Raw genomic sequence first — 14,833 nt, forward strand, 5'->3', positions numbered from 1 at the left:
GGCACCGGTAACGCCTCACCTGATGGGTGAGGCGTTATTTTTATGGCAATGGATGATAGCTGCTTTCCAGCTCACACTGAATGATTAATTGTTTTGCCAGCGCTTGCGCCTCTGCAATTTCCTCCGGTGACATCGCTCGTTTTATTCTCAACTTCATCCCTGCCGGGCCATAAATAAGCGCCCATGCCCAGGCATCGACGTTACTTTTCTCGGTCCCGCATCCACGGTGATACAGCGTAGAAAGCGCATCCTGAGCTTGTTTGTGGCCCCTGAGCGCCGCCCGCGCGCACCAGGTAAAGCCCTGTTCCTCATCCTTCTCCACGCCCTCGCCGCCTTCCAGATAGATCTTATGCAGCATAAATGCCGCATCGGTATCCTGACCTTGCTCAAAGGCCTGCGTAAACCAGTAAACAGCCTGACGACAATCAGAAAGGTGTTTTTTATACAACTGCGCAAGGTTAAACTGGCTGTCCTTATCGCCCCGTTCTGCCGCGAGCGTGTACCATTTGCATGCCTGATGGAAATCCTGATTCACACCATTTCCATCCTCAAACATAATGGCCACTCTATTTTGTGCTGTTGCGATCCCTTGCAAGGCAGCGGCATGGATATAATGAAAAGCTATCCGACTGTTTTGCTCCACACCAACACCGTAAAGGTAGAGCATCCCGAGGGCAAATTGCGCATGGCTGTAGTTCTGTTCGACCGCGAGACTTAGCCAATAAAACGCCTGTTTCGCATCGCTGTTGGTAATTTTCCCGAGCCGATGCATATCACCAAGATAAAATTGCGCACAAGAATCATTTTGTTCAGCGGCTTTACTAAACCATTCATAGGCCAGGGTGTAATTCTGCGGGATGCCCTGCCCGTAATAATATTTATGCCCAAGTTCATTTTGCGCATTAACAAAGCCCTGGATGGCCGATTGATAACACCATTCAAACGATTTTTGGAGATCTTTTTCCACCCCCAGCCCGTCCCGGTAGAGAATACTCAGATTATGTTGCGCAGTATTTTCCCCCTGATCTGCCGCCTTGAGATACCACTTCCTGGCCTGGTGATAATCCTGCGCGACGCCCCAGCCGTGAAAGTACATAATCCCCAATTGACTTTGCGCGGCGTCATACCCACTCCCTGCGCTTTTAACGCACCAGGCAAAAGCCTTAGCCAGATCCGCTTCAACGCCCGTTCCGCTACGTAACATCTTTGCCACTTCAAGCTGTGACCAGTTATGTCCCTGCTCAGCGGACTTCAGGTACCACTCAAACGCCAACGTCAGATTCTGCTCGATACCGGAACCTGACTTATACATAAACCCCACGGCATATTGCGACTTGTCATCGCCCTGCAGCGCGGCCTGCATAAACCATTTAAACGCTTCTTGCGCATTTGCCTCAACGCCAACGCCATCGCGATACAGGGTCCCAAGGTTGTGCTGGGCAGAAATATGCCCTGACTCCGCCGCGCGGGTAAACCAGTACGCCGCCTGGGTATCGTCTTTTTCGACATCCGCGCCAATAAAATATTTTTGTGCGAGCTTGTTATATGAAAAAACATGGCCTTGTTCTGCGGCGCTTAAATAGCTGCTAACCACCATTGATGAGGCGTAACCATTATTCTGTACGTTCAGCGCGTTAATTAGCTTGCGATAACTTTGTTTATGCACGGCAGCCAGGGCATGAAAACGGTCGGACAAAGACCACGCGCGACGTTCTTTTTCCGGCTTATATGACCATTCAACCAATTCTGTGAGCTGACGTAAAAATGGTGCCGACAACGGAAGCTGATCAATCTGCATCAGCAGCGCAAAATTGAACCACTTCTTACTTTTCTCGTTATCCCGCAAGGAATAATAGCTATCTTTAATTTTATCGCCGCATTCAACTTCATCACTAGCCGACATCCCGGCAAATAAATAAGGCGCTATTTCTGTTTCAATTTTACGATACAGAATACAGCCTTCGTTTATCGCCGTCTGGATACTGGCCTGAGCGCCTCCCGCAACCAGATGCCAGCGAAAGGTTTTTGCCGCGGCTAATACCAGTAACGGGCGCGATATCTGGTGCAGGTTGACCAGCAGCGCCTCCTCAAAACGTATGCGCGATTTGAGGTCCAGAAGCTCGAGTTCATACAAAGCGCTTTCTAGCTGCTTCTGCGCATTTTCCGGGAGCTTTTCATTCGCCAGAAACAGGCGCTCCAGAACATTTTGCCAGGTCAAAGACGCGCTCACCGCGCCCGGCGCTCGACGGTGGGTTCGTATTTGCGGCTGAGGGATATCAGCAAGATCTTGACGAATATTGATATTATCCCGTTCGGTGTGTTCTTCTTCATCAGGAAAGACATCGTCCTCCTCTTCCCAGTTCAGCGCCGCTTCATAGGCGTTACGTAGCCGCTGATACGCCTGAGGATCGTCCTCCGGACGATTGACCTTCACTAACTGCGCAAACCGCCGCTTAATTTCGCGCTGCTCGGCGCCCGGCGTCAGACCTAATATTTCCCAGCACGTCATCTCAGAACTCCTTTTCTTCTTTCACCTTTATTTAAGCTGAAATATCCGCCGATACCTTGCAGCCATCGCTTGCGCTTCCGCCATCTCCTCAGCGGATAGTTTTTGCCGTACGGTTTCTTTATCGATATGCGGATTATCGCCTCCGGCAATAATGATCCACGCCCAGGCCTCAAGATAGTTCTGTTCTTTACCCGTCCCGAGGGCATACATCGCCGCGAATTTGCCCTGCGCTTCGACGGAACCTAATCTGGCGGCTTTTTCATACCAGTAGCAGGCATTGCTTTCATCTTTTTTTACGCCATCTTTACCCGTGGCATAAATCTCTGCGAGGATAAATGCTGCTTGCGCCACGCCCCGCTGACCCGATTCCGAAAACCAGTGAACCGCCTGCTCAATATCAGCGGCAATATATTCTCCGGTATAATAAAGATATCCCAGCTCGAACATCGCATCGGCGGATCCCTGTTCAGCCGCTTTGCTGTACCAGGAAAGCGCTCGCTGATAATCCGGAGACATCATTATCCCTTCGCTGTAGATTTTTCCTAAGCGATATTGTGCGTTGCGATGACCTTGTTCGGCAGCTTTATTATACCAGTGCAACGCCTGCTGATAATTTTGCGCAGCAGCATCTCCCTGGTCATACACTTTCGCCACTTCGTTCTGTGCCCCCCAATTACCCTGCAACGCAGCCTGATGGAACAGATCAAACGCCAGCTTCTTATCCTGATTGACCTCTATGCCATCACGATGGAGGATCGCCAGGTTATATTTGGCGATATCACAGTTTTGCTCAGCCGCCCGGGTAAACAACATTATAGCCAGCGGATAATCTTGAGATATACCGCTTCCGGCAATATACAATCGCGCCAGGGCGCTTTGCGAAAGCGTAAATCCTTGTTCCGCCGCTTTGGCGTACCAGAGTACCGCAGCGTAGTTATTACGCATTCGTTCACAAATCCATCCGAGGTGATGTTGAGCATGCGCATCACCTTGCTCTGCGGAATGCGTAAGCCAGGAACGAATATGACGATAAGGGTGCCCCGAAGCCATACTGTTGCTGTTTCTACCCCAACCCTCTGTTGTCTCCTGCCCATAGCATGAGACGATATACTCACGTTCAACTTCTTTGATATAACCTGCTACCACTTTTGAGACGTGATAATGACCAGATTCTAACCCCATCGAGCCGAGTACTTTTTCATAAGCCAGATGATGAATAAGCGATAAAGAATAAAACCGTTCGCTTAACGACCAGGTCGATGCCGTTTGCTCAACCGGAACCGCCCACTCTATCTTTTCACTTAAAAAACCCAAGAAAGTAGGGGAAAGAGAAAAACCGGCTATTTTCAATAGTACAGCGGTATCAAACCATTGCAGGCTTTGCGCATCGTGCTGCAATGCGGCATAAATATCGCTAAGCTTTTCGCCGCATTCTATTTCGTCAATACAGCTCATGCCGTTAAAGAAAAGCGGCGCAATATCCCGCTCAATGCGCCGATAGATCAGGCAATGGTCGTTAATGGTGCTTCGCGCGCCAGTATCATCCTTATCCGTCACCAGATGCCATTTAAACTTTTCCGCCGCCGCCAGCATCAACAAAGGACGATGGTCCCGCGCCAGCTTTGCCATCAGCGTGGTTTCAAACTGCAAACGCGATTGCAGATCAAACGCGACAAGATCCACCAGCGCCCGCTCCAGCTGCCAGTCGGCAGCTTCCGGGAGGCGCTTATTTTCCACCAACAGAGTCTCCAGCACCTCAGCCCAGCCATTCTCCCGGATAACCGGAGGCGGCGGGCTAACGGGCGTAACGCACGGCAAAACAAGCGGCCTGACGCCCGCGCTAGCGCAAGGCTCAACGTTTGGCTGCGAGCGGTGATCATCCGTAGAAGCCAGCGCCTGCTCATAGGCATCACGTAGCCGCTGATACGCCTGCGGATCCTCCTCTGGACGATTGACCTTCACTAACTGAGCAAACCGCCGCTTAATTTCGCGCTGCTCGGCGCCCGGCTCCAGGCCTAATATTTCCCAGCAACTCATAGCAGCCGGTCCGTATCTATGCCGTCGAGAATGTGATTAACCTGTTCACGAAAGGCAGCGATCCGATCGCTTTCCTGCATTTCCAGCAGATAGCTGAACTTCCGCGAGCACTCGCTAACCCATTCACGGGCATCGCCAAGGCTCAACTGATAGAGATGATCGAGACGGGCCATCAGCGCCCGGTTCGCCTGCTCGTCGCGCGGGTGGATTTTCAGTTCGCTGAGCTTAGCCAGCGACAGTTGGATCTGCTCTTCCGTCAATGTGCCCGGATGCTGCTCAATCAGCAGGCTGCTGCGGTTGCCGGTTAACGGTACATGAATATCAACATCGAGCAGCCCGTTAATATCGTAGGTAAAACGCACTTGTATTTCGACCTGCCCCGCCGGTTTTGGCGGCACGGCAATAGACATTTCGGCCAGAAAGATATTGTCCTCCACCATCCGGCTCTCGCCCTGGTAGATTTTAAAATCAACGTTGGTCTGGTCGTCATTAACGGTATAAAAATTCCGCACCCGGCTACAGGGGATACTGCGGTTGCGCTCAATTATCGGCGCAAAATAACCCGACTCTCGCGTGTGGCCCAGCGACCTTGAGGTATCGACGCCCAGGGTGTAAGGGCAAACATCGGTGACTACCACATCCTCAAGTTCACTGTCGCGCATCTTGAGCGCTGCCTGAATCGCCGCCCCTTGCGCTATCACCTCATCCGGATTCAGATGCATTGCCGGCAGGCGGCCAAAGAGCTGCGCCACCAGCTTACGAATTAGCGGCATCCGCGTGGTTCCCCCCACCAGAACCACCTGATCGAGCTGCGAGATATCCAGCCGGGCATCGCGAATCGCCATTTCCAGCGGTTCCCGAATGCGGGCGAAAAATGATTCCAGCAGCAGTTCAAAATCCGCCTCGGTGATTTCCCACTGATAACGCTCACTCTCGATTTCCACGCTGAAAATGGCCGTTTCACGCAGGCTTAATGCCCGCTTAACCCGCTCAGCTTCTACTCGCAGCTGCCGTTGTAGGGTCGGCTCTCGCCATTCGATCTCTTCCGGGAATTCCTGCTGATGGCGAAAGGCCTCGACCAGAATATCCACGATATCCTCACCACCGAGGAAGTTATCCCCGGCGCTGGCGCGCACTTCCATAATATTGTCGAATAATTCCAGAATAGAGACATCAAACGTACCGCCGCCAAGGTCGAAGACTAAAAACTGATGTTCATCTTCCTGATTGTGTAAACCATAGGCCAGCGCGGCGGCGGTCGGTTCGTTAATTAAGCGCTCAACGGTCAGTCCGGCCATGCTGGCGGCGATTTTGGTCGCTTTACGCTGTACGTCGCTAAAATATGCGGGAACACTGATCACCGCCTCCGTCACCGGTTCGCCAAGGAAATTTTCAGCGTCTTCTTTTAGCTGACGCAGTACCAGTGAGGAAAGCTCTTCCGGGCGAAATGCCTGCTTGCCGAGCATAATGGTCTGCGAAGTGCCCATAATCCGCTTGAAGTTCGCCGCGCAGTTGGCCGGACGCACCAGTTGCAGGTCGCGGGCCGCTTCGCCTACCAGCACCATGCCGTCGTCGTCAACGCTAACCACACTCGGGGTGAGCAATTTACCCAAGGCATTGGGAATTAATACCGCGTTTCCCTCCAGCCAGACCGCAACCAGACTGTTTGTTGTCCCTAAATCTATTCCTATAATCATTTTTTCATCCCTGTGTTATCACTTTTCCAGACAGAACCAAATGCCGCTTTTATAAATATTACCGTAGTGCATTCATAAATTTAATTATTATCAAATGAGACGGGTAGCAATAAGCGCCGACTCATTAAGGATGGGTGAGTTAAAGACACAAACAATTAATAACGTGAATATTTTAAGCATTGCGCTCAGAGCGTAATTATCTTACAGCCTCACGTATCGCATCCAGAACCACTTTAAATGCCGGGTTATCATTATCCTCCCGCCACGCCAGCCAGAGCCGACTTTCGATCCCTGCGGGAAGAGCAACAGGTCGATAAACCATCTCTGAAAACATAATACTCGTCGCACTCTTTGGTACCAGCGCACAGCCAATTCCGGCATTAACCAGCGACAAAATTGTCAGCGTCGACTCCAGATACTGCACATATTCTGGCTGGATCTCCGCAGAGCGAAACATCCCCGTTAATAGCTCATAAAAAGGCTGCCAGGAGGTCATGGCATACATAATGAGCGGCTGTTTCTCAAGGTCGGCCAATACAAGAGATTCACACTGCGCCAGAATATTATCGCGAGGAAGCGCCAGGACAAACGGCTCCTTGATTAACAACTCGGTCTTCACGCCGGGCAGCGCCAACGGCGCACGAACAATGCCAATATCAGATTGTCGCAGACGCAGAGCCTCGAACTGTTCGCTAGTCGTCATTTCTTTGAGCGCGATGTCTATTTGCGGGAATCGCCGTTTTACTTCGGCAATCGTCCGCGGCAGAAACGCATAAACCGCGCTTGAAACAAAGCTTATCGTTAGCGCTCCAACCTCGCCCCTGGATACTTTTTGCGCCGTCAAAGTCGCGGTATGCGCCCGCTGTAGCAAGTCCTGCGCTTCGACCAAAAAACGCCTTCCTGCGGCAGTCAATACAACCGAGCGCGTCGAACGCTCAAACAGCTCAACACCCAACTGATGCTCAAGAAGCTGGATCTGCCTGCTGAGCGGCGGCTGGGTCATATTTAAGCGCCGTGCTGCGCGCGAGAAGTTCAACTCGGTGGCTACCGCCATAAAGAAACGTAGCTGGCTCAACTCAAACATTTATACAAACCCGGTATAAATCAATCCTCTAATTGGATTAGACAGTATGAACCGTTCGTTGCACTCTGGTAAAGCCCTGATTCACACCATAAAAAGGTTTATCTATGTCTGGATTACAAAACCCTGTTTCTACCCCGGCAGACCCGATCTGCAATGTCAAACTCTCCTCCGTCACCGTCCCGCTGACGACCGCCGTCAGTGACGCAAAAGTGCTCACCGGCAGGCAAAATGCGCTGCAAGATGTCGCCTTGTTAATTGCTGAGATTGAAACGGAGGAAGGCCTGAAGGGTCTTGGCTTCACCTATACGCTACGTACCGGCGGCCCGGCACAGTTTGCCCACGCGCGGGAAATCGCCCCTCTGCTGGTGGGGGAAGACCCTAACGATATCGCTCGCTTATGGAACAAACTGCTGTGGGCCGGAGCCTCCATTGGCCGTAGCGGCCTGGGCCCGCAGGCGATTGCCGCTTTTGATACCGCTTTGTGGGATCTCAAGGCCAAACGAGCCAGATTACCTCTGGCCAAACTGCTCGGCGCGCAGCGCAATGCGGTACGCTGCTACAACACTTCAGGTGGCTATCTGCAAGCCTCCGTTGACGAGATTCTGGATAAATCCGCCCAATCTCTCGCCCGGGGCATCGGTGGCATCAAAATGAAAGTCGGGCATCCCGACCGGCGTATCGACCTGGCTCGCGTTGCGGCGATTCGTCAGCATCTGGGCGATGATACTCCTCTGATGGTCGACGTTAACCAACAGTGGGATCGAACAACGGCATTACGAATGGGGCGGTCAATGGAGCAGTTCAACCTGCAATGGATTGAAGAGCCGCTCGATGCCTGGGATATCGAAGGCCACAAAATGCTCTCTTCGCAGCTTGATACGCCGATTGGCTCCGGGGAAATGCTGACCAGCGCCAGAGAAGTGGCCGACTATATCCGCAGCAACGCCGTCGACCTTGTGATGCACGATGCGCCACGCATCGGCGGCATCACGCCATTCCTGAAAGTCCAGAATATGGCGGAAGATTATGGTCTGATGATGGCTCCGCATTTTGTTATGGAAATTCATCTACACCTGGCCGCAGCATACGCGCATGAAACCTGGGTCGAACATTTCGAATGGCTGGAACCGGTATTCAACGAGCGTCTGGAAATACGCGACGGTCATATGATCGTTCCTGACCGCCATGGTCTTGGGCTAACGCTGCACGAGCAAACGACGGCCTGGACCGTTGCCCGCTTTGAAACGAATCCGAGGAGGTAAATAGAAAAATTCTGTCACCCTGAATCTCAGCATAAGTACTGGCAATTTTAATTTTTCTCTTTTTATTTTCCTTGATGGGGAAGGTCTGAATACGCCCCATCCTTTTATTAAAAACAATGGCACAGAATATTAAAACCAAATACTGACCTTTATCCGAGGTACCCAATGAGCGACTCTACAACGCCGATAGCAAAACAAAAAAGTCATACCCGATATATTATATTAATTATCGTTTTTTTAATTACGACCGTTAACTACGCGGACCGCGCAACATTATCTATTGCCGGGAGTTCCGTTGCCAGTGAGCTGGGTCTGGATCCCGGTGATATGGGACTCATTTTTTCCGCCTTCGGCTGGGCTTATCTTCTGATGCAGCTCCCCGGTGGCTGGCTACTGGATAAATACGGCTCGAAAAAGGTTTATACATGGAGCCTGTTTTTCTGGTCGCTGTTCACCTTTTTACAGGGCTTTGTTGAATTTGTACCTGCCGTTTCCATGGTCACGACGCTATTTCTGCTCCGGTTTATGCTTGGATTCTCTGAAGCACCCTCTTTTCCGGCCAATGCTCGCATCGTCGCCGCCTGGTTTCCGACACATGAGCGCGCCACCGCGTCAGCCTGTTTTAACGCCGGTCAATATTTCGCTCTCGCGTTATTCTCACCGCTATTAGGCTGGCTGACCTACGCATGGGGTTGGCAGCATGTTTTTACGGTAATGGGCGTGATTGGTTTTATCCTGACCATTATCTGGTCAAAATTTGTCTATAACCCGACAGAACATCCGTATATTTCCCAAAAGGAGCTGGATTATATCACCCAGGGTGGCGCAATTATCGATATGGATATGAAAAGCGCCCGTCCCAAAGTACCGCGTGCTGGCTGGAGGGCGATGAAACAAATGCTCTCCAGCCGCATGCTGATGGGGGTATTTTTTGGTCAGTACTTTATTAATACTATTACGTGGTTCTTTCTGACCTGGTTTCCCGTTTATCTGGTACAAGAGCGAGGAATGTCTATTCTTAAAGTAGGCTTTATTGCCTCGATCCCTGCAATTTGCGGCTTCATAGGCGGCATTTCCGGTGGCATTTGTTCCGACTGGCTATTAAAGAAAGGCCTCAGCCTGACCGCAGCGCGTAAAATTCCTATTGTTGCCGGGATGCTACTCGCAACTTCACTGATACTCTGTAACTACACGGATAACGAAATACTGGTCATCATCCTTATGGCGTTGGCCTTTTTCGGCAAAGGATTCGGCGCGCTGGGCTGGACGGTGATTTCCGATATGGCACCGAAAGAAGCCGCAGGGATGTGCGGAGGAATGTTTAACGCCTTCGGTAACGTCGCATCTATCGTCACGCCTTTGGTGATCGGCTATTTAGTTAAAGAATTGCACTCGTTCAATAGCGCATTGGTTTTTGTCAGCGCATCTGCGGTAGCAGCAATGCTCTGCTATCTGCTGGTTGTCGGTAAAATTTCACGAGTGGAATTACGCTCCTGACATCCTTTTTCTGCCCCGGCGATGCCAACCGCCGGGGCAGAAAACTCATGCTGTCGCCTCTCCGCCCGCCTCATCCGCTGGCCGGGATTTCTTCGCCGTACGCTTGCGCGGCGCACTCTTTTTCTTGCCGTCGCCCGGCGCGACAATCCCGCGGAACCGACGTACCGGCGTGCTCCGGGCCTGGTCGATAAGCTGGAACAGCGTGCCTACCAGCGGCTGCATAAAGTCCTGATAGCGGCACTGTTTTTCGCTGATTTGCGTAAGAATCGACTCCCAGTGGGCGGTCATATCCGGCCGGGTTGCCATTTCGGGCAGCGAATGGAAAAGCGCTTTCCCGGCGTCGGTGGAGTGGATATAGCGCCCTTTCTTGGTCAAAAAACCGCGTTTAAACAATAGTTCGATAATCCCGGCGCGGGTCGCTTCGGTTCCGAGGCCATCCGTTGCGCGCAGGATCTTCTTCAGGTCTTTATCCTGCACGAAGCGGGCAATACCGGTCATCGCCGACAGTAGCGTGGCGTCGGTAAAATGACGCGGCGGCTGAGTCTGGCGCTCCACCACTTCGCCCTTTTCGCACAACAGCTCATCGTCTTTTGCCACTACCGGCAGAGGCATGCCGTCGTTCTCTTCATCACGCTCTTTATTGCCCAGCAGCGTTCGCCAGCCGGCCTCCGCCAGAAAACGCGCTTTCGCAACGAACTTACCGTTGGCAATATCGAGATCGATCTGACATTTGCGGAACACCGCATCCGGACAAAACTGCATCAGGTACTGACGGGCGATCAGGCCGTAAACCTTTTCTTCGTTGTCGCTGAGTTTCACCTGTGAGCTGCGGGCCGTCGGAATGATGGCGTGGTGAGCATCAACCTTTTTATCGTCCCAGCAGCGGTTACGAATCTCCGGATCCACTACCGGCTGCGGTAGCAAGTCTGCCGCGTGCACGCTGATGGCGTTAAGCACCGCATGACGTCCGGCAAAATGCTCCTCCGGCAGATAGCGACTATCCGAACGCGGGTAGGTAATCAACTTGTGGGATTCATACAGCTTCTGGCAGATATCCAGCACGTTCTGCGCACTAAAGCCAAAACGTTTCGCGGCTTCAATCTGTAGCGCCGAAAGCGAGAACGGCAGCGGCGCAGACTCGGAATCCCGCTTGTCGTTATAGGCGGTCACCGTCGCCGGCTGGCCCTCGATCCGCTTAACAACGTGCTCAGCGAGCGAGCGATGCAGCAAGCGCCCTTCTTCATCCTGGTAAGGTTCGCAGGCCTCGCTGGGCACCCATGTCGCCACAAAACGCTCATCCTTCGGCGTGACGATATGCGCCTTCACGTCGTAGAAATCTTTGGCGACAAAGTTCTCAATCTCTTCATCACGGCGCACGACCAGACCAAGCACCGGCGTCTGCACGCGACCGACCGATAACACCCCCTGATAGCCCGCATTACGACCGAGGATGGTGTAGGCGCGGGTCATATTGATCCCATATAGCCAGTCGGCGCGGGCGCGGGCCAGCGCCGACACGCACAGCGGGATAAACTCACTGTTCGCGCGCAGACGATTTATCGCCCGCTCCACCGCCTGCGGGTTAAGGTCGTTAATCAGGCAGCGTTGCACCTGCTGGCGCTTTTCCGGCGCCAGCTGCAGATAATCCAGCACCTCATCCACCAGCAGTTGACCTTCCCTGTCCGGGTCACCCGCGTGAATCACTTCCTGGGCGTCGCCGAGCAGGCGCTTAATCACATTAAGCTGTTTGGTCACAGACGGTTTGGGTTGAAGCTGCCACTTCTCAGGCACGATGGGGAGATCGAGCAGGTTCCAGCGCGCATAGCGTCCGTCATAAACGTCAGGCTGGGCCTGCTCCAGCAGGTGGCCGATACACCAGGTGACCACCTGTCCATTACCGCACTCAATGTAGCCGTCGCCTTTGCGATGCGGCTTTGGCAGCACATCGGCAATGGCGCGGCCGAGACTCGGTTTTTCTGCAATAAACAGCCGCATGAAATCAACGAATCTCGATCATTGGGCGTCCACCGCGGGCGGTGACGAGCTCGCCGATCGCGGTAAGCGTGATACCAAACTCAGCGGCAGCCGCCTGCACTTCGGCCTCGGCTTCCGGCGTCACCGCCAGCAATAGACCGCCGGAGGTTTGCGGATCGCACAGCAGATCGCGCCACTCTGGCGGCATTTCGCCCATCAGATGGCCGTAGCTGGCAAAGTTACGCCCGGTACCGCCGGGCACCGCGCCCGCCGCAATATACGCTTCCACCCCAGGCAATTTCGGGATATCGGCGTAAGTTAGCTGCGCCTGCACGCCCGCGCCACGGCATACTTCGCTCAGGTGACCAAGCAGCCCAAAGCCGGTGACGTCGGTCATCGCTTTTACGCCTTCAATATTGGCAAACGCTGAACCAACGAGGTTCATCTGACACATGGTTTCCGTCGCCAGCCCCTGGTGCTCAGGCTTCAATAGCGATTTTTTCTCAGCGGTGGTCAGCACGCCAATACCCAGCGGTTTAGTGAGATACAGTTTGCAGCCAGCCTGAGCGGTGCTGTTTTTCTTCACCCTCTCGGTCGGTACCACGCCGGTCACCGCGAGGCCGAAGATAGGCTCCGGGGCGTCAATAGAGTGGCCGCCCGCAAGAGCAATGCCCGCCTGCTGGCAAGCAAAGCGCCCGCCATCGACGACCTGACGAGCGATCTCCGGCGCCAGCGTATTGATAGGCCAGCCGAGGATAGCGATCGCCATAATCGGTTTACCGCCCATGGCAAAAATATCACTGATGGCGTTGGTGGCGGCGATGCGCCCGAAGTCGAACGGGCTATCGACGATCGGCATAAAAAAGTCGGTGGTGCTGACAATCGACGTGCCGTTGCCGAGGTCATAAACGGCGGCATCGTCGCTGGTTTCATTGCCCACCAGCAGATTCGGGTCGATAAATTTGGCCTGGTCGCTTTGCAGGATAGTTTCCAGCACTTTAGGGGAAATTTTACACCCGCAACCGGCTCCGTGGCTGTATTGCGTTAAACGAATGGCTTGCTCGCTCATGGACATCTCCTGTCATTGCAATCCCGCTATGGTAGCGCCCAAATGCCGGAGTGGTAAGTGTGACAGTCCGAAATCGCGTATGGTTGCTCATTAAGCAGACAAAAAGCCGATTTTGCGATGTGGACCCAATTTTTCAACGGCTGTTTAATCTTTACTAAAAGATGACAAAAATGTGACAAAAATAATTCTGAGTTCTCTGGACATATAACAACGTAAGGAAATTTAAATGAAAAAGCGCGTTCTCGCCCTTTGCCTGGCCAGTTTCTTCTCTCTCAACGCCTTTGCCCTTGTTCCCACCGGTAACGACGTCACCACGAAGCCCGATCTCTACTATCTGACTAACGCACAGGCCATCGACAGTCTGGCGTTACTTCCGCCGCCACCGGAAGTCGGCAGCATCGCGTTTTTAAACGATCAGGCGATGTATGAGAAAGGACGTCTGCTGCGCGGCACCGAGCGCGGCAAGTTAGCTGTGGAAGACGCGAACCTGAGCGGCGGCGGCGTGGCCAATGCCTTCTCTGGTGCCTTCGGTTCGCCCATCACGGCCAAAGACACGCCGGAGTTGCACAAGCTGCTCACGAATATGATTGAAGATGCCGGCGATCTGGCGACGCGCGGGGCGAAAGAGAAGTATATGCGTATTCGCCCATTTGCGTTTTACGGCGTCGCCACCTGTAACACCACGGAACAGGATGCGCTGTCGAAAAACGGCTCCTATCCTTCCGGCCACACCTCTATCGGCTGGGCCACGGCGCTGGTGCTGGCTGAGATTAACCCCCAGCGGCAAAATGAGATCCTCAAGCGCGGATTTGAGCTTGGTGAAAGTCGGGTTATCTGCGGCTATCACTGGCAGAGCGACGTAGACGCGGCGCGGATCGTCGGATCAGCCGTTGTCGCCACATTGCATACCAATCCGGCATTCCAGCAGCAGCTACAGAAAGCAAAAGACGAATTCGCTAAACAACAGAAGTAACTTCGTCGCCGTTGGATCCCCGGAGGCGGCGCTTAACGCGCCTTTTCCGGGCTACGTATTCGAAGCACAGGCCGGGTCAGGCGCTAGCCGCCACCCGGCATAACAAGCGCTGACTCAAAAGCGCGTGACGAAAGGCGCGGTATCCGGCAGCGCGAAGCTGGTTGAGGCTTTGAGCTGCGGCGTCCCCAGATAGAGAAAACCAACAATTTTATCCTGCTCACGACAGGCAAAGCCTTCACGTACTACCGGACTCTCGGTTAACGCACCGCTGCGCCAGATGCCGTTAAAGCCCTGTGCGACTGCCGCCATCTGCATGGCCATCACCGCGCAGCCCGCCGACATCTCCTGCTCCCACTTCGGCACTTTGGGGTGATCTTCACAGCGCGCCACCACGGTGATAATCAGCGGCGCACGAAACGGCGCACTGCGTGCTTTCTCAATGGCTTTCTCGTCTGCGCCTGCCGCTACCGCACCTTTTTCCAGTAGCTGGCTGAAGCGCTCACGGCCTTCGTCGGTAATAATAAAGAAGCGCCACGGCTGCAGCGTCCCGTGGTCCGGCGCGCGCAGGCCTGCACGGAGAATATTTTCCAGCTGTTCGCCAGCCGGAGCCGGGTCGGTCAGACGTGAAGCGCTGCGGCGATTAACCAGTAGTTCGAGAGCATCCATCGGTGTAACTCCTGTGATGTTATTTTTCATAAAATTAACATGCGCAAGGATTTTGTTACAGCCCA

At 53.4% G+C, this 14,833-nt stretch carries 10 protein-coding genes; 3 read left to right on the forward strand and 7 right to left on the reverse strand.

Translation table 11 applies throughout. The features are described 5' to 3' along the window. Positions 1 to 40: 40 nt before the first annotated feature. The 4 genes from FN082_RS29240 to FN082_RS29255 all read right to left on the reverse strand — a co-directional run bounded on the left by FN082_RS29240 (position 41) and on the right by FN082_RS29255 (position 7,327). Positions 41 to 2,509: a J domain-containing protein gene (locus tag FN082_RS29240; protein WP_142982843.1), complete on the reverse strand. Its 2,469-nt coding sequence runs from the start codon at positions 2,507 to 2,509 to the stop codon at positions 41 to 43. A 27-nt stretch (positions 2,510 to 2,536) separates the two neighbouring features. Then, entirely contained in the window at positions 2,537 to 4,546 is a 2,010-nt protein-coding gene (locus FN082_RS29245) for a J domain-containing protein (protein WP_142982844.1), read from the reverse strand. Then, positions 4,543 to 6,243: a molecular chaperone HscC gene (locus FN082_RS29250; protein ID WP_142982845.1), complete on the reverse strand. Its 1,701-nt coding sequence runs from the start codon at positions 6,241 to 6,243 to the stop codon at positions 4,543 to 4,545. Before FN082_RS29250 ends, FN082_RS29245 begins: the two co-directional genes overlap by 4 nt. Positions 6,244 to 6,439: 196 nt before the next feature. Continuing rightward, complete coding sequence (locus FN082_RS29255; RefSeq protein ID WP_139537917.1) at positions 6,440 to 7,327, reverse strand: LysR family transcriptional regulator; 888 nt, start codon at positions 7,325 to 7,327, stop codon at positions 6,440 to 6,442. A gap of 104 nt (positions 7,328 to 7,431) precedes the next feature. Here FN082_RS29255 and FN082_RS29260 point away from each other — a divergent pair, with 104 nt between their 5' ends. Then, positions 7,432 to 8,589: an L-talarate/galactarate dehydratase gene (locus FN082_RS29260; protein ID WP_142982846.1), complete on the forward strand. Its 1,158-nt coding sequence runs from the start codon at positions 7,432 to 7,434 to the stop codon at positions 8,587 to 8,589. Positions 8,590 to 8,754: 165 nt separating this feature from the next. Further along, entirely contained in the window at positions 8,755 to 10,086 is a 1,332-nt protein-coding gene (locus FN082_RS29265) for an MFS transporter (RefSeq protein ID WP_112217040.1), read from the forward strand. A gap of 45 nt (positions 10,087 to 10,131) precedes the next feature. On the opposite strand, the gene FN082_RS29270 is transcribed toward FN082_RS29265, so the two are convergent. Together FN082_RS29270 and selD are read right to left on the reverse strand one after the other, a co-directional pair. Next, positions 10,132 to 12,081, reverse strand: coding sequence for a DNA topoisomerase III (locus tag FN082_RS29270; protein ID WP_142982847.1), 1,950 nt, complete (start codon positions 12,079 to 12,081; stop codon positions 10,132 to 10,134). Positions 12,082 to 12,085: 4 nt separating this feature from the next. Beyond that, the gene (selD, locus tag FN082_RS29275) at positions 12,086 to 13,129 is read right to left on the reverse strand and encodes a selenide, water dikinase SelD (protein WP_139537914.1); all 1,044 of its coding nucleotides are present in this window, start codon (positions 13,127 to 13,129) and stop codon (positions 12,086 to 12,088) included. A 226-nt stretch (positions 13,130 to 13,355) separates the two neighbouring features. Here selD and phoC point away from each other — a divergent pair, with 226 nt between their 5' ends. Next, a complete protein-coding gene (phoC, locus tag FN082_RS29280) occupies positions 13,356 to 14,102 on the forward strand; it encodes an acid phosphatase PhoC (RefSeq protein WP_139537913.1) in 747 nt (248 codons plus the stop codon). A gap of 114 nt (positions 14,103 to 14,216) precedes the next feature. Here the strand turns inward: phoC and FN082_RS29285 are convergent, their stop codons facing one another. After that, positions 14,217 to 14,768 carry an NAD(P)H nitroreductase gene (locus FN082_RS29285; RefSeq protein WP_139537912.1) on the reverse strand — a complete coding sequence of 184 codons (552 nt, stop codon included), beginning with the start codon at positions 14,766 to 14,768 and terminating at the stop codon, positions 14,217 to 14,219. Between the last annotated feature and the right edge of the window lie 65 nt (positions 14,769 to 14,833).

It is taken from the genome of Klebsiella spallanzanii, from assembly GCF_902158555.1.
GTDB lineage: Bacteria > Pseudomonadota > Gammaproteobacteria > Enterobacterales > Enterobacteriaceae > Klebsiella > Klebsiella spallanzanii.

Coding starts and splice junctions, on each gene's coding strand:
- FN082_RS29240 (WP_142982843.1), bottom strand. CDS start 2,509: ATGACGTGCTGGGAAATATTAGGTCTGACGCCGGGCGCCGAGCAGCGC.
- FN082_RS29245 (WP_142982844.1), bottom strand. CDS start 4,546: ATGAGTTGCTGGGAAATATTAGGCCTGGAGCCGGGCGCCGAGCAGCGC.
- FN082_RS29250 (WP_142982845.1), bottom strand. CDS start 6,243: ATGATTATAGGAATAGATTTAGGGACAACAAACAGTCTGGTTGCGGTC.
- FN082_RS29255 (WP_139537917.1), bottom strand. CDS start 7,327: ATGTTTGAGTTGAGCCAGCTACGTTTCTTTATGGCGGTAGCCACCGAG.
- FN082_RS29260 (WP_142982846.1), top strand. CDS start 7,432: ATGTCTGGATTACAAAACCCTGTTTCTACCCCGGCAGACCCGATCTGC.
- FN082_RS29265 (WP_112217040.1), top strand. CDS start 8,755: ATGAGCGACTCTACAACGCCGATAGCAAAACAAAAAAGTCATACCCGA.
- FN082_RS29270 (WP_142982847.1), bottom strand. CDS start 12,081: ATGCGGCTGTTTATTGCAGAAAAACCGAGTCTCGGCCGCGCCATTGCC.
- selD (WP_139537914.1), bottom strand. CDS start 13,129: ATGAGCGAGCAAGCCATTCGTTTAACGCAATACAGCCACGGAGCCGGT.
- phoC (WP_139537913.1), top strand. CDS start 13,356: ATGAAAAAGCGCGTTCTCGCCCTTTGCCTGGCCAGTTTCTTCTCTCTC.
- FN082_RS29285 (WP_139537912.1), bottom strand. CDS start 14,768: ATGGATGCTCTCGAACTACTGGTTAATCGCCGCAGCGCTTCACGTCTG.